This window comes from Cupriavidus sp. FW306-1B-F12B, from assembly GCF_058781795.1.
This window is the reverse complement of sequence record NZ_JBYSXC010000012.1, coordinates 1-20,868: the sequence shown is the minus strand read 5'-3', so window position 1 is coordinate 20,868 and position 20,868 is coordinate 1. Positions and strand designations below refer to the sequence as shown.

Sequence of the window (20,868 nt, the reverse complement as noted above, 5' to 3'; positions counted from 1 at the left end):
CGGCGACAGCGGGATGCTGCAGCGCCGCATGCATAAGGCTGAAGAACCCCGCGAGCTATCTCGCCGAACAAAAAAAACGCCAACCCCGTGTGGGTTGGCGTTTTTGCTTGGGGTACTACTGGTATCAGAACTGGTTCATGGTGTTGTCCTTACCCGCCGCCTTCAGGGCCGCTTCGCCGCTGAAATACTCCTTGTGGTCGTCGCCGATGTCCGAGCCGGACATGTTCTGGTGCTTGACGCAGGCGATGCCCTGACGGATTTCCTTGCGCTGCACGCCAGCCACATAACCCAGCATGCCCTGGTCGCCGAAGTATTCCTTGGCCAGGTTGTCGGTCGACAGTGCGGCGGTGTGGTAGGTCGGCAGGGTAATCAGGTGGTGGAAGATACCTGCTTCGCGCGCCGCGTCGGCCTGGAAGGTCCGGATCTTTTCGTCGGCCAGCTTCGCCAGTTCGGTCTGATCGTATTCAACGCTCATCAGTTGCGTGCGATCGTATGCCGACACATCCTTGCCTTCGGCCTTCATCGCGTCATACGCCTGCTGGCGGAAGTTCAGGGTCCAGTTGAACGACGGGCTGTTGTTGTACACCAGCTTCGCGTTCGGGATGACCTTGCGAATCTCGCTGACCATGCCGCCGATCTGGGCGATATGCGGCTTTTCGGTTTCGATCCACAGCAGGTCAGCACCGTTCTGCAGTGCGGTGATGCAATCCAGTACGCAGCGCGCTTCGCCCGTGCCGGCGCGGAACTGGAACAGGTTGCTGGGCAGGCGCTTGGGACGCAGCAGCTTGCCGTCGCGCTTGATGACGACATCACCATTACCCAGTGCGTCGGCCGACAGTTCCTCGCAATCGAGGAAGGAGTTGTACTGGTCGCCCAGGTCGCCCGGGGTGTTGGTCACGGCGATCTGCTTGGTCAGGCCGGCGCCCAGCGAGTCGGTACGGGCCACGATAATGCCGTCGTCCACGCCCAGTTCCAGGAAGGCGTAGCGGATGGCGCGGATCTTGGCCAGGAAGTCCTCGTGCGGCACGGTGACCTTGCCATCCTGGTGGCCGCACTGCTTCTCGTCGGACACCTGGTTCTCGATCTGGATGCAGCATGCGCCCGCTTCGATGAACTGCTTGGCCAGCAGGTAGGTGGCTTCGGCGTTGCCGAAACCCGCGTCGATGTCCGCGATGATGGGCACGACGTGGGTGACGTGGTTGTCGATCTTCGCCTGGATGGCGGCCTTGGCGGGGCCTTCGGCCGCGTCCAGCTCGCGGAACAGGCCGCCCAGTTCACGGGCGTCGGCCTGGCGCAGGAAGGTGTACAGCTCGCGGATCAGCGCGCTGACGGAGGTTTTTTCGTGCATCGACTGGTCCGGCAGCGGGCCGAACTCAGAGCGCAGCGCGGCCACCATCCAGCCGGACAGGTAAAGGTAGCGACGCTCGGTGCTGTTGAAGTGCTTCTTGATGGAGATCATCTTCTGCTGGCCGATAAAGCCGTGCCAGCAGCCCAGCGACTGGGTGTACTTCGACGAGTCGGCATCGTAGGCGGCCATGTCGGCGCGCATGATCTTGGCAGTGTACTTGGCGATGTCCAGGCCAGTCTTGAACTTGTTTTGGGCACGCATGCGGGCGGCATACTCGGGATTGATGGCATTCCACGCGCTGCCGTGGTTCTCTTTCAAACCGGCAACTGCCTTGATGTCGTCTTGATACTGGGCCATGGGAAATTCCTAAGAAGAAAGCGCGTTTGAAAAAAGTTGAGTGTGCTGGCGGATGTCGAAGCGAGCAGCGTGGGTTCATTGTAGGGCCTTCTTGATGCGTCGCGACAAAGTCTTATATAAGACATAAGAGTTCATTTCTCCTTATTTTTCAATGAGATAGGCGCTAAATTTTGTAATGTGGAAAGCTTTTTCAGAGAACGAAAGCTAGCGCCCGGGGAAACACGCAGCAAATTCCACAATGTGAAACGCGCTTTCAGTGCTCGGAGGCAGGGGCGAGCAGGATGGCTAGAGCAACGATTAGCCGGTGGGATTTGTAGATCTGGTCCGACGATCGGTGCCATGAACCGGCACAGCAACGTGTCGTCGTGCCCGCGTCGGTCATTCGATCACGAGCGATGGTCATCGGAAACTGGCCCTGGTGTGGCGCCTGCCTGCCGAGATGCGATGCGCGCAGCGTCTGGCTGGGCAGCACGCCGAACAGCCGGCGGTACTGCATGGCGAACCGGCCGATGTCCCAGACCCCGAAGCGCATACAGATGCTCGTGACCGTCTCGCCTGCCTTGGCATGCTTCAGCGCATGGCGCGCGTGGTGCAAGCGGTGGAGCACCAGATACCGGTGGGGGCTGATGCCGACGTACCGGTTGAACACGTTGCGAATGGTACGTTCCGAGGCACTGGTAGCTGCGCACAGGTCTTCAAGCAGGATGGGCGTGTGCCGCGCCGCTGCCGGCAAGTCCATTGCCTGGCTCAGGATGCGCCGGTGATTCTGGTGCCTGGCAGTGTCAGTGCTACGCGCGGCTGGCGGCAGCAGGGTGTTGAACGCGAGCCGGAGGAGTTCGCTGCGTGCGGTCTGCTCGCCAGCCGGGTGATGCAACTGGGCAAGCTGGCGATCATCGATAAAGAGCAGGCGCCGGGTCAGCGCAAGCAGGGCGCCCAGACTTGGACCGCCGGTCAAGACAAGATTGCGGGCGAGCAATGACAAGTCGGCATGGAACGGGCGAAAACTATCCTGGCTTGGTGCCTGACCCGATGATGAGTTCAAGCTCGGTCTTGAAGCCTTCACCGACGTCGAACTGCTTAAGGCATTCATAAACCTCGTTCCAGGCCCTCAATCTCGCCGCGACGTCGAGGTCCGCTACCACAGCCCGGTATGCCCCCGCGGCTTCCTGCATCAGTTGCAGAGCATCAGACGCACTCGGCAAGACGAGCTGCGCTCGAACGTGCTGTGTTTTCACATCGCCAAGACCGCTGTCGTTCATCAGGCGCTCCATCACGCCATCGCCGCCCAGTGCGAAGATTCCAGGTTGTCCGGGGGCGGGCGGAGACTTGCCCGCGTGGCGTAGAAGGATCGCCATCGGCTGGGCCATAAAGGGATTGTTGGCCGGCGTCGTGAAGACTAGCGCCGCGAAACGCGCGCCAGGCTTGAGTACGCGTCGGACAGATTCCAATGCCTCTCCAGGTGACGGGAAAAGCATCAATCCCAATCGACACATCGCCGCGTCGAACGGCGCCAGTGTCTCGTCCAATTCGTCTACTGCGCATTCCAGCGTTTCGATATTCTGAAGGCCGGCACGAGCGGCATTTCGGCGGACATGCTCCAGCATGGTGCCAGATATATCACTGGCGACCACTTCGCCGCCGGCACCCACTCGCATCGCTGCCTGGATGCTCTGGCTGCCGGCACCGCAGGCCAGATCGAGAACGCGCATGCCCGGCCGGATACCGGCCATATCGATGAGCGTGTCCGTGGCGCCCGAAAGATTGGTGGCAAACACATGCTCCCACTTCGCCCAGCCGGGTGCTGCCGACTCCCACGTATTGCGAAGATTGGATTTCACGCTGCTGTCGGTCATCTGGAGACTCCCTCAGGACGCCGCCTGTACAGGAGCATTGTAGTGCGCAAGCGATGCGTGTGGCCTGCTGCTCAAGTTGCTGATAGTAGTTGGCCTCGTACTCGGCCGGCGGCACATATCCCAGCGGCGCCATCAGACGGTGATAGCGGCGATAGCCCGACGGGGCGACCTGCAGCACCCTGCAAATCGGTTCGACCCCAAGGGCCTCGGTACGCGTCGATGAAGTCCCTCAAGACTTGAATCGGCGGTCGAGCTCCGCCTGGGCGAAAAACGCGCCGGCCAGCTTGAGAATTTCGTTGGCCTTGCGCAGTTCGCGGACCTCCCGCTCCAGATCCTTGATACGCTGGGCCTCTGCCGTGGTTGTGCCTGCGCGCTGACCGGTGTCGCGCTCATGCTGGCGAACCCAAGCCAACAAGGTCTGCGCGGTACAGCCAATCTTGGCTGCGACCGACACCACGGTAGCCCACTGCGATTCGTGCTCGTCACGATGCTCGAACACCATGCGCACGGCGCGCTCCCGGACTTCCGGGAAAAATTTGACTGACTTCCTCATGGACTCCATTCGCTCAAAGAGTGGAGCCTCCTCGAAACCCGGGGCGGTTCAGACCTGCCCCACCGCTCCCGTCAACTCAGTTCAGACACGGAAGACCCCGTGGAATCCAAAGGCGTCGCCCTACCCCATAGCCACACCGCCGTCCTGACGGACCCCCAAAAGAAAAAACCGCAGCCAAAGCTGCGGTTTTTCATCCTACAAGCACCCTACCCGCTCAAACTTCCTCATACAGCGGCAGCGTCAGGAACTCAGCAAAATCCTCCGACGTAGCCATCTGCTCAAAAATCTCAGCAGCCCGGTCATACGTCTTGGTATCGCCACCCACCAGTTCCTTCACCTTGGCCAGCTCTTCCGGAATCAGCTTGCGCACCAGCTCGGCCGTCACCTTGGTGCCGTCTTCCAGCTTGCCCTTCGGCGAGCGGATCCACTGCCATACCTGCGAGCGCGAGATCTCGGCGGTAGCAGCATCTTCCATCAGGTTGTGGATCGGCACGCAGCCGTTACCGTCCAGCCAGGCGCCCAGGTAGTGGATGCCGACGTTGATGTTCATGCGCAGGCCATGCTCGGTGATCGGCGTTTCCGGCTTGAAGTCGAGCAGGTCGGCGCCCTTCACTTGCACGTCGGGGCGTTGCTTGCCGAACTGGTTCGGCTTGTCGCCCAGCACTGCCACGAATTCCTTCATGGCCGGCTCGACCAGGCCCGGGTGGGCCACCCAGCCGCCGTCGTAGCCGTCGGTGGCGTCGCGGCGCTTGTCGCTGATGATGCCTTCCATGGCGATGGCGTTCTTCTCCGGATCGTTCTTGATCGGGATCAGCGCGCTCATGCCGCCCATGGCGGGAGCGCCACGGTGGTGGCAGGTCTTGAGCAGCAGCAGCGCGTAGGCGCGCATGAACGGCGCGGTCATCGTGACCTTGGCGCGGTCGGCCAGGCAGAAGTCCTTGTCGTTCTTGAACTTCTTGATGCACGAGAAGATGTAGTCCCAGCGGCCGGCGTTCAGGCCAGCGCTGTGCTCGCGCAGTTCATACAGGATTTCGTCCATCTCGAACGCCGCCAGGATCGTTTCGATCAGGACGGTGGCCTTGATGGTGCCTTGCGGCAGGCCGATCTCGTTCTGCGCCATCACGAAGATGTCGTTCCACAGGCGCGCTTCCAGATGGCTTTCCATCTTGGGCAGGTAGAAGAACGGGCCGGCGCCGCGGGCGATCTGCTCCTTGGCGTTGTGGAACAGGAACAGCGCGAAGTCGAAGATGCCGCCCGAGATGCGCTTGCCGTCGATGGTGACGTGCTTTTCATCCAGGTGCCAGCCGCGCGGACGCACTTGCAGGGTGGCGATCTTGTCGTTCAGCTTGTATTGCTTGCCCTTGGATTCCAGGGCCAGCGTGCGGCGCACGGCGGCCTTCAGGTTGACCTGGCCCTGCAGCTGGTTGTGCCAGTTGGGGGTGTTGGAATCCTCGAAGTCGGTCATGTAGCTGTCAGCGCCCGAGTTGAAGGCGTTGATGACCATCTTGGCCTCGACCGGGCCGGTGATTTCCACGCGGCGGCATTCCAGGGCCTGGGGGATCGGGGCAACTTTCCAGTCGCCTTCGCGGATGCTCTTGGTTTCCGGCAGGAAGTCGGGGATCTCACCGGCGTCCAGGCGCTTGGCGCGTTCCACGCGCGCGGCCAGCAGTTCCTGACGGCGCGGTTCAAAGGCGCGGTGCAGCTTGTCTACCAGGGCCAGGGCTTCCGGCGTGAGGATATCTTCGTAGGCCGGCAGGATCTCGCCGGTAATCTTCATGCCCGCGGGCAGCGTGATAGCCATCAGTCTTCTCCTGTGATCGATAGCGGTAAGGCTTGGTTGAAGGGACCCTGCTACACCGCCACGCCACGGGCGCGGACGAATTCAAGCAGGTCGTTCATGTCGTGCCCGGTGCCGGAGGGGGCTACGTCGAGCCGCTCCGCCGGATGGCCGGCACGGTTGATCCAGAATGTGGTGTAGCCGAACCAGGTGGCGCCGCAGGCGTCCCAGCCGTTGGACGAGACAAAGAGCATCTCTTCCGCGGGCAGGCTGAAGGCTTGCGGCCCCAGCGCGTAGGCGGCCGGCGCGGTCTTGTACTGGCGCACGGCGTCCACCGACAGCACGTGGTCGAACAGGCCATGCATGCCGGAGCTCTTGACCGAGATGTCCAGCATCTCGGCATTGCCGTTGGACAGGATGCCCAGCGGCAGCCCGGCGCGGCGCAGGCGCTTGAGCGCTCCCAGGTTCTCCGGGAACGCGGACAGGCACGCATATTCCTTGAGCAGCTGCGCTTCGGCGGCTTCATCCAGTGTCAGGTTCAGGCGCTCGGCGGCGTAGCGCAGCGCGTCCACGGTGATCGCCCAGAACGGCTTGTAGCGCGAGCCATCGGGCGCGGCCATGGTGCGGATGCGCGTGTAGTCGATCTGCCGGTCCCGCCACAGCAGCGCCAGCGCCTCGCCGCGGCCCGGGAACAGTTGTTCCGCGCGCGCGGTGACGGAATACACGTCGAACAGCGTGCCATAGGCATCGAAGACGACTGCGCGGATCTTGTTCATGAGGGCCTGGGCAACCTGCAACGGTACGGGCGACTGGGTGGATGGACGAGCAGACCACAGCTGCGTGGCTCTGTACACCATTGAATGCATCGAATTGTAGGGAGACGCTGCAGTGCGGCAAAGTGGTCGCGGGTCACTTGATCTTTTACTTTTAGGCAACTAATCTTGGCTGACTAAAACAAAACTCCGCACCAAATCCTCCTCACTGCCGGCCATATGGACGCAACGCCACCGATTGCGTGACCGTGCCGGCACACCGCAGGCACATCAGGCAAACATTTGTGGACCATTTCAAACAACTGGAGACCTTTGTATCCGTCGCGTCGCGCGGCAGCCTTTCCGCAGCGGCGGCGGCTGAAGGCGTGGCGCCGGCCATCATCGGGCGGCGCATCGACGCGCTGGAGGAGCGCCTGGGCGTCAAGCTGCTGGTACGGACCACGCGCAAGATCAGCCTGACCTTTGAAGGCTCTGCCTTCCTGGAAGACTGCCAGCGCATCCTGAACGACCTGCACAACGCCGAGGCCAGTGTCTCTGCCGGCGGGGTCAAGGCCAGCGGGCACCTGCGCGTGACCGCGCCGGCGGGCTATGGCCGCAAGCACGTGGCGCCGCTGGTGCCGCTGTTTATTGAGTCGCACCCGGACGTTTCGATCACGCTGGACCTGTCTGACCGCGTGGTCGACCTGGTCAATGAAGGCTTCGACTGCGCCATCCGCCTGGGCGACCTGCCCGACTCCAGCCTGGTATCGATCCGGCTGGCGGAAACACGCCGCGTGGTGGTGGCCTCGCCCGAGTACCTGGCGCGCGCCGGGCGCCCCATGGCGCCGGAAGACCTGCAACGCCACAACTGCCTTGCCTTTGGCGCCAGCGCCAATGTGCAGCGTGGCTGGGTGTTCCAGGAGGAAGGCCGCGCGGTCACGGTCAAGGTCGGCGGCACCATGGAATGCAGCGACGGCGCGGTGCTGCATGAGTGGTGCCTGCAAGGCAACGGGCTGGCGTGGCGCTCCTGGTGGGAGGTCGGCAGCGAGATCGCCAGCGGGCGGCTGGTGACGGTGCTGGATGAGTTCCAGGCGCCGCCGATCGGCATCCATGCGGTGTTTCCGCAGCGCAAGCACCTGCCGCTGCGGGTGCGGCTGTTTATCGATCACCTGAAGAACACCTACGGCAACCCGTCCTACTGGCGCCGGGCCGAACGGGCCGCGGCCATGCCGGTTGCCGAGGTCCTGGCGGACTGAAGCATGGGGCCCCTGCCGGTATGCAGAGACGCTTTCATTGCAATTGATTCCGCGCAATGCCCTTCTCGGCACACTGACTACAATGGATTCGTGACAGGCGCGTCCCGGCGCCCCGGCATCCGCCGATGCCAGCTGGCTGCCCTGCCCCGATCCCCTAGTCAGAAAAGGAGCCCCGCATGTTCCAACATATCCTGCTACCCACCGACGGCTCGGAACTCTCCAAGAAAGCCATCAACGGCGGGCTGGAGCTCGCCAAGGCCATCGGCGCGCGCATCACGGCCTATGTCTGCCTGGAGGAGTACCCCTACACGCCGTTCAGCGAAATCGTGGTCGAAGCCCCGCAGGCCTTCAAGGACCGCATCGAGAACCAGGCCAAACTGTATCTGAAAGAGGTCGAGAACCTGGCCACGGCGGCGGGCGTGACCTTCGACGCCGATATGTCGACCTTTGCGGTGCCCTACCTGGGCATCATCGACGCGGCCGAGCGCCATGGCTGCGACGTGATCTTCATGGCGTCGCACGGCCGGCGCGGGTTGTCCGGCCTGCTGCTGGGCAGCGAGACGCAGAAGGTGCTGACGCATACCGACATCCCGGTGATCGTCTACCGCTGACCCCCGGCGCAGCGCCAACCAAGCAAAACCGCCCGCACCGGCATGACCGGTGCGGGCGGTTTTTTGCTTGCGCAGGCCGCTTACGAAGCCTTGCTGATGCGCTGCTCGATATGCTTGGCGCGGTCTTCCGAGCCCGGGTGCGACGAGAACATGCTGGACTTGCCGCCGTCCAGCTTGGCCAGTTTCTGGAACGCCGTCACCAGGCCACGCGTGTTGGCCTTGTTCTTGGTCAGCAGGTCGAAGGAATAGTCATCCGCCGCGCTTTCCTGCGACTGCGAGAACTGCGCGTTGATCAGCTTCTCGCCCAGTTCGCCCAGTTGCGACTGCGACAGCGCCGCCACTGCGCCATTGCCGGCAGCTGCCGCCGCGCCGCGTGCGGCCGTTGCGGTGTACGCGACTTGCATGGCCTTCTTGGTGTGGCCCAGCGCCACGTGGCCCAGCTCATGGCCCAGCACGCCGCGCACTTCATCGTCGGTCATCATGTCCATCAGGCCGCTGTAGACGCGCACGCAGCCGTTGGCCATGGCCCAGGCGTTGACGTCCTTGGTCATGTAGACCTTGGCGTTGACGTTGGGCACATCGCTGTTCTTCAGCCCGCTCATGATCTTGACCAGGCGCTTGTTGTAGGTGGTGTTGGCAGCGGCGATCTTGTTGGTCTTGTCCGATTCAGCGCAGGCCTGGTCGGACAGGCTCTTGACGTCGGCGTCGGACAGCGTGGCAGCCTTGGCCAGGGAAGTGCCGGCGCTCATCACGCCATCGAGATTGGTGGGCATGCCGCCGGAACAGCCGGCCAGCAGTGCCGCCGCGATGGCGCAGGAAGCGAGCGAGAGAGATGCTTTCATGATGTTGTTCTTGGTGGGTAGCTCGGAAGTGCCGATAAAGGCCCCGGCACTTTAAGCCATATTGCTTACGGCGGGAATCACCCAAATGCTGCAAGTTGCCAAAAATGACAATTTATTGAGTTCCGGCAAATTCGCGCCCGCCGCGGGCCCAGTGATGTCGGCTCAAGCGGGGCCGCCTCCCCAACGTGTTCGCGGGCAATCACTGTTTGCGACTGCCATCTCCCGATTCATTGCCGCCAACCTTGACATCTGGTGGGGGTAGCGCCCGAGGCAGCGCTGACGCCGCGGCGTCCCCAATCGCCTCGATCTCCCGCGCGACTTCGTGCGCGCGGGTCGATAGTTGATATTTGAAATATCCAAAGGCAACAAGCGCTGCAAGCGCGTATGCGGTGACTGCCATCCATACTGGAATACCCCGCAGCGGCCGGAAGTTCCGTTCTTTGGAGACCTCCAGATCGCCGGATAGTGCATCCCGCACCGGCGGACGTTGTGACTTCAATAGTTCGTAGAGCTTCTGCCGGATATGCTCATGCTGCCGGTCTCCTCCGGCTTCCACCCGATAGCGGCCCATGAACCCAAGGCTCATGACGAGATAAAACAACTCGATCAGGTCGTATTTGCCGTGCGGGTCCTCAATGGCGCGGGCCAGCAGTTGGTAGACCTTGATGCCGCCTTCGCGGTCTCCGTGGAACTGGCTGGATAACGCCATCTGTGCCCAGACGCCGGTGCCGTCTTTTCCGCCGCCCCATTTCGAATGCTGTGCCGCCTCGTCCAGTGCCGAACAAAGCGTGTAGCTTGCAATGGTGATATGGTCGGCCTCGATGTTCGCCTGATGGCAAAGCGTCTTGAATGCGTGAACTTCGCGCTCCAGCAAGGCGTGCAACTGCTCCACCTGCCTGCGCTGAAGCTTCATCTTCGGCTTCAGGTCACACATCGCCCGCAGTAGTGGTCGAGCTGCCTCATGGAGCGGATTGGGAGCGGCCTGAATGGCCTTAAGTCGCTTCGCAAGCGCCGCTTCATCGTAGGGGGCGACCGTGACCGGTTCCGCATCCTTGCCCTGGATAGCTGCATCGATGTCCTGGGCGAATTTCCGCTTTGCCTTCGGCTTCGGCCTGGGGCTCGGTGATGACTTGCCGCCCGCTTGGCCGCCCTGTTTCGGCAACCAGGATGGGGCTTTGCGAGGGGTGGGATCAGTCTCCAACATGTGCCGTTACCGATGTCATGATCAACTTAGCCAATCGCTGTATTGTTAATCATGCATCGCCATTTCCGCAGGCGTAGGCTTTGGACCCGTATTGACACTCTTGACCAGCGCATCCGTGCCAAATCCCAGATGCCGCACGCAGTTGTCATGGCCGATGAAGAACACGCGCGCCCATCCATAACCACCGGGCGCATATTCATGGAAGTCGGGCACGCGGAACCAGGCCCGGCTGTCGTGGATATAGTTGTCGAACAGGGCAATGGCTGCCTGCTCCTGGCGGGCGAATTGGTCGACCACCGCTGGCGCCGTCCAGGCGCGCAATTGATCGAGCATGTCTCTGGCTGGCAGCACCAGGACATCGAACTTCTCCGCGTCGAATTTTGAAAATACCGCGGTCTGGACGTAGAAGTCCTTGGGGATCAATAGCACGCGCTTGCTGTCGGGGTTGCTCTCGCGCGGCACGCAGAGGTATTGACCAGTAGGGTTGGTATATGCCGCCAGCGGAACGCGTAACGGGCAAAGCATGTGAGCGCCCACCGCTGGCGGTCGCGGCGTCATGGGCGATAGCTCCACGCCGAGGCTTGCCCGCTGCTCGGGATGGAGATAGCCCAGCAGCAGCCGGAATTCCTCGGCAGCTTCGCGGAGATCGTGCTGGTCGTTGGTCACCGTCTCAGCGGCCCCCTCTCCGGGCCGGGTCTTATCTTTCGCTCGTGCAACCTCCTGGTACTTCTGCTCTCGACGCCGCTGGAGCGCATCCCAGGCCTGCCTTGCCTGCTTGTCCAGCTTCTCGCCCTCCTTCATCTGGTCTGCGCTGATGTATCCTTCCTGCGCGATCCCGGCCAATCCAAGCGTCGTGCGGGCAGCGGCCAACGCATCGATGCGCTTGCGAATCTTGATCGCCTCGGCATCGGTTTTCATGGCCTTGTCAACCTGCTGCTCCAACTGATGCGGCGTCATGCCGTCCTCATGCGCTGCCAGGAAGAACGGCTGGTTGGTCACATAGTCGCCCTTGTTCCATCGGGCACGCAGGGTGCGCCACGCAAGGCTCTGGCGCATGCCGAATCGCAAGGCATCTTCCACGCGCGAAATTTCGACGGTCCTATCTAGCCACCGATTGAAGGCGTCGATCAAAGATTTTTCCAATTGGAAGTCATGCCGGTCACCTTGCTTGCGGATGATTTCCTCTTCCAGTTGCAGAGGCACCCCGGCCCGCAGGGCTTCGATATACATCTGGTGCAACGGAATCTGGCTGAGCTTGCTGGCATCCCCGTTCCGTGCCTTCCCTTGGTCTTCTTGTGGATAGCCGCCCCCCACGTCCGAGTGCACCCCCGGGAAGGCCACCTCCAGCCGTTTGCCTGGACCACCCGGATAAACGCTGCCTTCCCGGATGGTATCCAGCGGGAAACTCATGCGCTGCTCGTGGATGGAAAAGAAATGCACGCAGCGCTGCACGTCCTTGGGAATGTTCATCAGCCCATCATTCGACCAGGCGAAATGCCCATCAAACACGCTGATATCGAGGGCGGCCTTCACCGAATCGGGCGGCCCCACCGACGCGACCGTATCGAACAGCCCCATGAAGTTGATCCTGTAGGGAATCTCGCCGGCAATCTTGCCGCCTGGCGCCCAGTCGCGGGTCAGCTTGCCGACGAATGACCGTGCCCCGGCGGCCCCGCGCGAGAAGCCGAAGACATTGATCCAAACCTGCTTTACCACCTTGTTGCGCTGGCTGTCCCGCTTGCGATCCCGCTGCATGCCGGCCAGCTTCTTGTGCTTCATGTTGAAGACACTGGAGAACGACCGGAAGCCATCAGCAGCGGCAAGGCAAAGCGCCTTGGCTTCATCATTGGGAATCAAGCGATCCTCCTCACCGCCCGCAATTGCCTTATATACGGCATTCAAGACACGTGTATAGCCCCACACGCAGCGACGTCCGTAGCCCACGGCAAATCCCTTACCGGAAGAGGAATACTCCATCTCCCCGATTTTTTTGAAGACGGTTCCGACGCCAGCGATGTAATATCGAAAAATACCATTCAATGGATCATGGCGTGCGGCCCGGGATAGACGCGCCACATTCGTGTGAGCACCCCACTTGGAGTCCCGAAATTCTTGATTATCCTCATCGTCGTTGTTGTTGGTACCATCAAAGAACAGGCTGATGTGCAGCGTCTGTTCGCAGCCCGCGTCGTGATCGCGGACTTTTCCCTTGCCGAGGTCGTAAGCCACCTTGGCCTTTGGCAGCAGACCGTCGTCCGGCATTTTTTCGGGCCAACGTAATACGCTCATTGTTTCACATCTCCAATTGATGGGTCCGCCTTCAATATTCTTCCGAACCTTCTTAAGCTCGCCGCCTCTTCCTTACGATTCGCTTCGTCATCCACCACACCAACTGCCACATAAGGATCGTCGTCGGCAGGTCGAGCCATTACCTTGTTGTTGCCATTCGCATTTCCATCCATGACCATGACTTTGACGCGATCTCCAGGCAGAAAGATGACCCAAATGCCATAAGTGGTTGTGCCATATTGAGGAATTTCCGCCTCTGCCTTGTACCAAGAACCCCATGCGTGACCATCGAGCTTCTTGTTTGCGATCCAACGCACCGTGACCTTTAACCCCGAGCGCCAGTGGACCGGAAACGTGCCACAGCAGGCGCCACCGGCCTCCATCGGTATATCGCTCGATCTTGCCGGCGAGATGTTCTGCCCACCACCTCCAATGCCATTATCGGGACCCGTTAAATTGAAGGTATCAATGTAAAAGGGAGTGTAATTCCGTCCATCAACATCGCCGGACATCATGGCGTCAGGATCGTCGTTTGAGTGAGTTCCAACGATAGAGCTTTCATTGCAGCCTGACAGAATCGCTAGGCATACCGCCATCAAAGCCCACACGAACAGGGATTTAATGCGCTGATCTCCCGTTCCGAATCTTCTTCCAATTGCTCCCAGGCGGATGGATGCACCCCATCCGCGCAGGCGATCATAATTCCCCCGAAACGAACACTCGCTTCCAATTTCAGGCCATCGCGATATGCTCATTGCCTTAAATCTCCAATTGATGGGTCTGCTTTAATTACGCTGCCAAAATTCCTGAGGTGTCTTTCCTCTTCCTCACGGTTCGCCTCATCGTCCACCTTACCAACGGCAAGGTAGGGATCATCGTCAGCCGGCCGAATTGCAACGCTGTTATGGCCGTTCGCATTTCCGTCCCCGTACCATGACCTTGATGCGGTCCCCTGGCAGGAAAATGACAAACATGCCGCCTGTGCGCGGGCCATACTCTGCGATCTCGGCATCAGCCTTGTACCAGGAACCCCACGCGTAACCGTCGAGCTTCTTGTTGGCAATCCAACGGACACTAACCTTAATGCCGCGCCGCCATTTCTTCGGGTACGAAATGCAGCACTGTTCTGCCCCTCCACCCGCTGGTGTGATGTCTGGAGTCGCCGGTGATATGTTGGGGCCGCCGCCTGATATGCCGTTATCTCCGGTAATGTCAAAGGTAGCAATGTAGTACGGGGAATAGTTCAGCCCACTAACGCCGCCCGAGAGCATCTCCTCCGGATCAGCAGCTGTCTGCACCGCACGGGGCTCGCAGCCTGATAGGCAGGCCAAGCATCCCGCCATCAATGTCGAAACGGGTAGCAATTTCATACTTTGCCCCCCCTTCGGCATGCTTCGTCAGTTGCTCACAGACGGATGGATGTACCCCATCCGCGCAGGCGATCATCGTTTTCCCGGAACTGCCACGCTCTTCTAATGCACGTCGTATGTCATCGTGGGCATCGAAGTCAGGGCCGTATCGGTATGAAAGTTCGCAGAAGTACATTCGATCCGCTGGCTCTGTCAGCCCCCACTCGGCGGCACGCTGGTAACGGGGCAGAAAATCCATGAAGCGCGTGAGATAAGGACCTGCCCCATCAACCACGCCGCCCTCCACAAGCGCCGCAAGCAACTGATCCGGCTCGCAGTGTTCGGTCAGTCGGTCCACTTGCTCCTGGCTGAGCTGGATGGAAGGCGGCGTGTTTTGCGTGCTCTCACCCTCCATCGGCCCATCAATGCACTGCCATTCGTCGCTGTAGCCACGGTGTTTCCATTGCTGAATGGGTCGCATGATCCGTTCCACGATGTCGTCGCCCCAGACTTCCATCGTCACCAGCAGGTTGCGCGGGTCGTAGTAGCGAATCAGGGCGGTCATGCCTTCGCCAATGTCCGCAACGAGAAACTGATGCAAATGACGGGCGAGGCGGTCAATGTCCACCCGGCTCCAGATGAGCGTGATGCATGGCGCCCGCAAATCCATCGCGTCGAATTGCGCTAGCCAGGGCGCTTTGGGATCGTCCACCCGCGCCAGGAACAGGCAGGCGTCGCCAGCATCGGCTTCGGGCAGGCCGGCATACACATTTCGAAAGTCGGCGCCCGATTCGCGCAGCAATGCACCAATGCGAGTCGGGTGCACGGCGCCATCGGCCAGCACGTAGATTTGAACTGCGCTTTCGTCTTCTGTCATCGAACTGCTGTTCCTGGTTATTTATCGAGGAACCACGGCGGCATTGCGTGCGGCCGCCTTGAGCAGGCATTCCAGGCAAACTTGTCTGGCCTTTAGTTCCACCGGAAGACTGCTGGGGCCGGTCAGGTTCTTGCTGGCCGCGTGCACGATCCACCCGCCATTGGTGCCGTTCTCAATGCCGCCTTCGGTCAGCTTGATGTAGCTGCCGCCGCCATCCAGCAGCACTTCCTTTGCCTTGAAGGTAATCTTCTCTGCGGTTGCGTTGATCTGGAGTCTTGCCAGCAGGTTGATATTGTTCTTCAGGGCTTGCAGGTCGATGTCGCCCATGTTGGCAACCAGCTTCATGCCGGCTTCATATACGAACAGGCGCAGTGCCTTGCGAATGCTGGCAAAAAGGCCCCCGCCCGTGGTCACGGACAGGTGCTCCCCGGTAGTCAACGCGGTATGCGTGCCACTGGCGATGTGCGTGGAACCCGCTGCGGTGGCAACAATGCCGGCGGGGCTGGCTGATACCAGGTGCGGCGCCGTGAACTCCTTGAGCTCGCCACCGCCCTTGATTTGTTCAAGCTGCCTCTCCAGCAATTTTGCGATGTCGGGCTGTTCGCCATCTTGCGCCTGCGCCTCGGTCGCCTTGTCGCCCATGGTGCTGGCGATATCCAGGGCCTGTTGCATCAGCTGAATGACGTCGCTGACATTCATCATGTTGCCTTCGGCGTTCCGGCGCGAGAAGGTGGTGATAAGCATGCCGAGTGCGGCGCGCAGTGCTCCATGCGCATCGGTTCGAAGCTCAAAGCCTTCGCCGCGCTTGTCCTTGCGCCCCTCCCAGTCGTTGACGCGGACGTTGTGGCCCAGCGCCAGCAGGCTGTTCTGGTGGTCCGAAGCGACCTGCACCTGCTGCTGGCCTTGGGTATCGTCGTAAAGCGTGTGGTTGCGCCCCTCGCCGAACAGTTCCTTGCTCTGGTAGCCGGACAAGGCATGCTGGCTCGGCAGATCCCACGGCGGCAGGTTCAGCCGGTTGTTGACCGGTCCCAAGATGAGGGGCCGGTCCGGGTCGCCACCCTCGTAGATGACAATGACTTCCTGGCCGATGCGAGGCAGGTGCGTGTTGCCGAAGCGGTCGCCGGAGGCAAAGCCGGTGACGCGAATCCAGCAGGAGCTATTCTCGTCGTAGGTGCCATAGCGGTCCCAGACAAATTGACAGCGCACCCTTCCCAGGTCATCACACCAGATTTCCTGATTGGCTGGACCGACGACCCTGGCTTTGTGATGACCGCCGATGTAAGGCTTTTCGACCTGCTCAGGCCGGAAGATTTCGCTAGTGGGCTGCGCCTCGAATTCGACCTCGCAGCGCCAGGACTGGCCGCTGCCAGCGAACTCGCCCACGTCCTCGATCAGCAGGTGCGTGGCAAAAATCAGGTACTCGCAGTTTGCCTTGGTGCGCAGGAATCGCTTGAGGGTGAAGGTGTGTCCCGGCGCCATCGCGCGCACATTGCCCTTGCCGCGCGCCCGTACGCCGTGCTGCCGCAGGCGTTCCATGTTGATGCGCGCCAGCATGTCGCCTTTCTTGCGGGCGTCGTTGCCGCTCTTGGGTTCGGCGTAATCGCCCGGCCAGTGATACAGCTCATAGGTTGCGTGGCTGGTGTCGCGCGGGTCGGTGGCGCAGACATTGAGGTTGGCGCGCGGTTGGTTGTGGTCGTAATCGCCTTGCGCCCAAGCCCCTGAGACGAGCCGGTCGCGCACCTCGAATTCATGAAAGTGTTCCTCATCCACCCGGTCCGAGGACGGATACCAGCTGATGGCATGGTAGGCAGGGCTGGGGATATTCCGGAAAGCGCCATTGCCATCGGTCAGCACCATGCGGTGGTGGCCATCCGAATGCTCCCAGTGGAAATTCACGCCCCATTCCGCGAGCAGGCGGCGCACGAACTGGTAGTCCGTTTCGCCGGCCTGCATCTGAAATCGGCGCTTGGGATACTGGCTATCCAGCAGGCGGCGCTCGACCGGGAAAGTGTATTTGCTGAGCACCGCCTCTACGATTTCCAGCACAGTCATGTTCTGATAAGGCCGGATGGTGCTGGTGAGCGTGGCCAGCCACAGCCACGGGCGCAGGGTCAGGCGGTACAGGATGCGTTCGTGTTCGTAGTAGGGGCCGCGTACGTCCGTGACGAGGCCGGTAATCTCTCTCTTGCCGCTGCCGAAGCCGCCATCCAGATCGGTGCCGGAGCCGTCCAGCTCGATGCTGACGGTCAACTCCTTGCCTTGCATGGCCTCCATATCGAAGCCACCCGCCGGCCCGTATAGCACGTTGCGATCGTCGGGTGTCTTCAGTTCCAGTTCGTATTCGAACAGGGAATTGATACCCTCGGTGCCAAACAGTTTGGAGAACAGCAGCAGTGGCTGTCCCAACAGTTCCGGCAGACCGTCGCCGGAAACGGTGACGGTACGAAAGGAAAACCGCAATCGGCTACCCATGCAATCACGCTCCGTGGAAAGTGGACTGTCGCCGCCGTCAGCAGCCAGTGGCTCGGTCGTCCATCGACCAGCCAATGAGAGTGCAGCAACGCGGCCTCGATAATAGGAGCAGCGAAGTGGGGAATAAATCAGACGATTCCTAATTACGCAGCCCAAAACGCCTGAAAACAGAATTAAGCAAGATTGAAATCGCGCTAAGATCCCTACTCCGTAAAGACGTGCGGACACATGGACTGCGCTGACGCTTCAGAACTTTCCAATTGTGAAGAATTGAAAAGGCGGTAAGGCACGAAGCAAAAGAGGCGGCACACATAACTTGAGAATGCGCGCCGCTCTGGAAGATGCGGGCATTGACCTGTCCCGCGTCAGGCTTCTAAATAGCCGGCGTGAGCCCGGCCAGGCTTGGGCGGTAACTCTGCATGGAGTTTGAGTTTTGAACACCCGTTGAACAGCTACCCGCTAACCCGCCCCAGCATTGGAAAACAAAAAAACGCGCCGTCCCTGAGAGAGAACGGCGCGGCGCCTAAATCAGAAGGCGTGATGGTCGCACGCCTTCCTTAACCGCCGGACCCACGTTCCGGCAGGGGTGACCAGGAGAGTCAGGCCACTTTCTTGTCTTCGAAGAACTGCTCGTCTTCGGTCGAACCCTTCAGTGCGGTCGTCGACGACTGGCCGCCTTCGATGGTCTGGGTCACGGCGTCGAAGTAGCCGGTGCCGACTTCGCGCTGGTGCTTGACCGCGGTGAAACCCTTCTCGGCGGCCTTGAATTCGGCTTCCTGCAGTTCCACGAACGCGCTCATCTGGTTGCGGGCGTAGCCGTAGGCCAGGTTGAACATCGAGTAGTTCAGCGAGTGGAAGCCGGCCAGCGTGATGAACTGGAACTTGTAGCCCATCGCGCCCAGTTCCCTCTGGAACTTGGCGATGGTCGCGTCGTCCAGGTTCTTCTTCCAGTTGAACGACGGCGAGCAGTTGTAGGCCAGCATCTTGCCCGGGAACTTGGCGTGCACGGCTTCGGCAAACTTCTTGGCGAACTCGAGGTCCGGCTTGCCGGTTTCGCACCACACCAGGTCAGCCACTTCAGCGTAGGCCAGGGCGCGCGAGATCGACTGCTCCAGGCCGTTGCGCACGCGGTAGAAACCTTCCACGGTGCGCTCGCCGGTGCAGAACGGCTTGTCGTTGTCGTCCACGTCCGAGGTCAGCAGGTCCGCGGCCTCGGCGTCGGTACGGGCGATCACCAGGGTCGGCACGCCCGAGACGTCGGCGGCCAGGCGGGCAGCGGTCAGCTTGGCAACGGCTTCGCGGGTCGGCACCAGCACCTTGCCACCCATGTGGCCGCACTTCTTCACCGAAGCGAGCTGGTCTTCGAAGTGCACGCCGGCGGCGCCCGCTTCGATCATCGACTTCATCAGTTCGAACGCGTTCAGCACGCCGCCGAAACCGGCTTCAGCATCCGCCACGATCGGGGCGAAGAAGTCGGTGTCGCCCTTGCCTTCGCTCCACTGGATCTGGTCGGCGCGCTGGAAGGTGTTGTTGATGCGCTTGACGACTTGCGGCACCGAGTTGGCCGGGTACAGCGACTGGTCGGGGTACATTTCACCGGCCAGGTTGGCGTCGCCTGCGACTTGCCACCCCGACAGGTAAATAGCCTTCAGGCCGGCCTTCACTTGCTGCATGGCCTGGTTGCCGGTCAGCGCGCCGAGCGAGTTGACGAACGGCTCCGTGTGCAGCAGGTTCCACAGCTTCTCGGAACCGCGGCGGGCCAGGGTGTGCTCGACCTGGACCGAACCACGCAGGCGCACCACGTCTTCGGCGGTGAAATTGCGCTTGATCCCTTTCCAGCGGGGATTGGTATCCCAGTCTTTCTGCAGGGCCTGGATCTGTTCTTGGCGGGTCATGGTCACTCTCCTGATGATGCGGGGATGGCTGAGAATCTGTTGATCACCTGAGCTGGGCTGCGTCGTGGGGCTGCTGCGTCCGCTGCCGTTTCTCGCGTCTCAGGTCATGAGTCTTATATAAGAGTGTAGAGAACCCTCCCGCGTTGCAACAACCTGGATCCGCAATTTCCCTTTAGTTTTTTCTTTCAATAATTCAATGACTTATCTATTTTATTTCACGATGCGGGACATAATCTTCCATCATGAGAAATGGTGTTGTGCTACGCAAACCATGTATTTTTGCGGTCCAAAACATCTTTCCACATCGTGAAAAATGCGCAGGATGCGCCGCCTCCGCTAGCGCAGGCGCGCGGCGAGCAGCGCCGGTGAGGCCGGCTCCCCTTCCATATGCTCGACAAATTCCCGCACCATGATGGCAAACCCCTGGGCGTCGGCCAGCGGCAGCCAATGGTGCGCGGGCACGGTGCGGCGCCAGAGTTGCGTGGTCCAGCGGTGCACGTCTTCAGTCAGCGCCGGCTTCACATACCGGTCATGCAACGGCACGATCACCTGCACCGGCGCATGGGCATGACAGTGGCGCGGGGCACGCAGTACGGGCAGGAAGTTGGCACGGTACAAGCGCACACCATGGCAACCGTCGGCGGTTTGTGTGAGGCTGGGCCCCGTGCGCAGGCCCTCGGTCAGGCGCAGGTAGCGCGGCCACGCACGGCCGAGCCACAGCCGCCAGGTCAGCTCAGGCAGCCACGGCAGATGGAAGGCGCCGATATACCAGGATGCCGCCAGCTGCCTCAATGTCTTGCCCAACGCAGCCAGCGACCGCTGCCCGCGCAGTTCGCGCAGGCCGATTGCCGCGTGGTCCAGGCAGGGACCGGAGCATGAGGTGAATGAGGCGATGCGACCTTGCAGCCGAGCGTCGGTCACGAACTCCCAGCTCTGGATCGAACCCCAGTCGTGGCCGACAAGGTGCACCGGGCGCTGCGGCGAGACCGCGCCGATGACTGCGATGAAATCATCGGCAAGCTTCTGCAGCCGGTAAGCGTCAGTCGCGCACGGCGCGGTTGAGCGCCCTGCCCCGCGCACGTCATAGGCCACCACATGGAAGCGCCCCGCCAACTGCGCCGCCACGCCGTGCCAGACCTCGCTGCTATCGGGATAGCCGTGCACCAGGACGATGGTGGGCCGCCCTGGCCCGGGCTCGCCCCAACTGGTGGCGCACAGCCGCACGTCGCCGGCGTGGATAAAGAACTGCCGGGGGAAGACCTGCGGCGGCAGGGATTGCGGAGCGTTCATGGCCGTCGATTCCATTGTTCGATGTCATCGCCGGCCATGCTACGCAAAAGCAAACGGCGCCGCGAATTGAACTGCACCCCAAAAGTTGGACGTTGATCCAATCTTTGGGGTGTTTTTCATGACGAAGTACGACGAGGCATTCA

Annotated in this window: 16 protein-coding genes, 1 pseudogene and 1 other annotated feature; of the genes and pseudogenes, 2 read left to right on the top strand and 15 right to left on the bottom strand. The window is 61.2% G+C overall.

Annotated features, from left to right (window positions below; all coding sequences use genetic code 11):
- Positions 1-124: 124 nt before the first annotated feature.
- From AC3WLE_RS19870 to AC3WLE_RS19845, 6 genes and pseudogenes are all read right to left on the bottom strand, one after another.
- The gene (locus tag AC3WLE_RS19870; protein ID WP_492317935.1) at positions 125-1,705 is read right to left on the bottom strand and encodes an isocitrate lyase; all 1,581 of its coding nucleotides are present in this window, start codon (positions 1,703-1,705) and stop codon (positions 125-127) included.
- 253 nt (positions 1,706-1,958) lie between these two features.
- Positions 1,959-2,681 carry an AraC family transcriptional regulator gene (locus AC3WLE_RS19865; protein ID WP_492317936.1) on the bottom strand — a complete coding sequence of 241 codons (723 nt, stop codon included), beginning with the start codon at positions 2,679-2,681 and terminating at the stop codon, positions 1,959-1,961.
- Positions 2,682-2,709: 28 nt separating this feature from the next.
- On the bottom strand, positions 2,710-3,558 hold the full coding sequence (locus AC3WLE_RS19860) for a class I SAM-dependent methyltransferase (protein ID WP_492317937.1): 849 nt from the start codon (positions 3,556-3,558) through the stop codon (positions 2,710-2,712).
- A gap of 142 nt (positions 3,559-3,700) precedes the next feature.
- Positions 3,701-4,111, bottom strand: a pseudogene (locus AC3WLE_RS19855) (transposase); the annotation flags it as partial.
- Positions 3,719-3,833, bottom strand: a sequence feature (AL1L pseudoknot). It overlaps the preceding pseudogene by 115 nt.
- Before the next feature lie 214 nt (positions 4,112-4,325).
- Entirely contained in the window at positions 4,326-5,912 is a 1,587-nt protein-coding gene (aceB, locus tag AC3WLE_RS19850) for a malate synthase A (RefSeq protein WP_492356466.1), read from the bottom strand.
- A gap of 50 nt (positions 5,913-5,962) precedes the next feature.
- Complete coding sequence (locus AC3WLE_RS19845) at positions 5,963-6,664, bottom strand: haloacid dehalogenase type II (RefSeq protein WP_035821522.1); 702 nt, start codon at positions 6,662-6,664, stop codon at positions 5,963-5,965.
- A 281-nt stretch (positions 6,665-6,945) separates the two neighbouring features.
- Here AC3WLE_RS19845 and AC3WLE_RS19840 point away from each other — a divergent pair, with 281 nt between their 5' ends.
- Positions 6,946-7,896 (top strand): LysR family transcriptional regulator, encoded by a 951-nt coding sequence (locus AC3WLE_RS19840; protein WP_492319988.1) that lies wholly within the window; start codon positions 6,946-6,948, stop codon positions 7,894-7,896.
- Positions 7,897-8,072: 176 nt separating this feature from the next.
- Positions 8,073-8,507: a universal stress protein gene (locus AC3WLE_RS19835; protein WP_010810522.1), complete on the top strand. Its 435-nt coding sequence runs from the start codon at positions 8,073-8,075 to the stop codon at positions 8,505-8,507.
- Between the two features lie 80 nt (positions 8,508-8,587).
- Here AC3WLE_RS19835 and loiP read toward each other — a convergent pair whose 3' ends face one another.
- The 9 genes from loiP to AC3WLE_RS19790 form a co-directional block, all read right to left on the bottom strand.
- Complete coding sequence (gene loiP, locus AC3WLE_RS19830; protein WP_492319987.1) at positions 8,588-9,349, bottom strand: metalloprotease LoiP; 762 nt, start codon at positions 9,347-9,349, stop codon at positions 8,588-8,590.
- A 199-nt stretch (positions 9,350-9,548) separates the two neighbouring features.
- On the bottom strand, positions 9,549-10,553 hold the full coding sequence (icmH, locus tag AC3WLE_RS19825; RefSeq protein ID WP_492356465.1) for a type IVB secretion system protein IcmH/DotU: 1,005 nt from the start codon (positions 10,551-10,553) through the stop codon (positions 9,549-9,551).
- A gap of 45 nt (positions 10,554-10,598) precedes the next feature.
- Entirely contained in the window at positions 10,599-12,842 is a 2,244-nt protein-coding gene (locus tag AC3WLE_RS19820; protein ID WP_492356464.1) for a T6SS phospholipase effector Tle1-like catalytic domain-containing protein, read from the bottom strand.
- The gene (locus AC3WLE_RS19815) at positions 12,839-13,597 is read right to left on the bottom strand and encodes a DUF3304 domain-containing protein (RefSeq protein WP_492356463.1); all 759 of its coding nucleotides are present in this window, start codon (positions 13,595-13,597) and stop codon (positions 12,839-12,841) included. Before AC3WLE_RS19815 ends, AC3WLE_RS19820 begins: the two co-directional genes overlap by 4 nt.
- A gap of 147 nt (positions 13,598-13,744) precedes the next feature.
- Complete coding sequence (locus tag AC3WLE_RS19810; protein ID WP_492356500.1) at positions 13,745-14,113, bottom strand: DUF3304 domain-containing protein; 369 nt, start codon at positions 14,111-14,113, stop codon at positions 13,745-13,747.
- 10 nt (positions 14,114-14,123) lie between these two features.
- Positions 14,124-15,068 (bottom strand): DUF4123 domain-containing protein, encoded by a 945-nt coding sequence (locus AC3WLE_RS19805; protein ID WP_492356462.1) that lies wholly within the window; start codon positions 15,066-15,068, stop codon positions 14,124-14,126.
- Between the two features lie 21 nt (positions 15,069-15,089).
- The gene (locus AC3WLE_RS19800; protein ID WP_492356461.1) at positions 15,090-17,540 is read right to left on the bottom strand and encodes a type VI secretion system Vgr family protein; all 2,451 of its coding nucleotides are present in this window, start codon (positions 17,538-17,540) and stop codon (positions 15,090-15,092) included.
- 599 nt (positions 17,541-18,139) lie between these two features.
- Complete coding sequence (gene aceA / locus AC3WLE_RS19795) at positions 18,140-19,435, bottom strand: isocitrate lyase (protein WP_010810514.1); 1,296 nt, start codon at positions 19,433-19,435, stop codon at positions 18,140-18,142.
- 336 nt (positions 19,436-19,771) lie between these two features.
- Positions 19,772-20,740, bottom strand: a complete 969-nt coding sequence (locus AC3WLE_RS19790) for an alpha/beta fold hydrolase (protein ID WP_492319980.1) — start codon at positions 20,738-20,740, stop codon at positions 19,772-19,774.
- Positions 20,741-20,868: the final 128 nt, after the last annotated feature.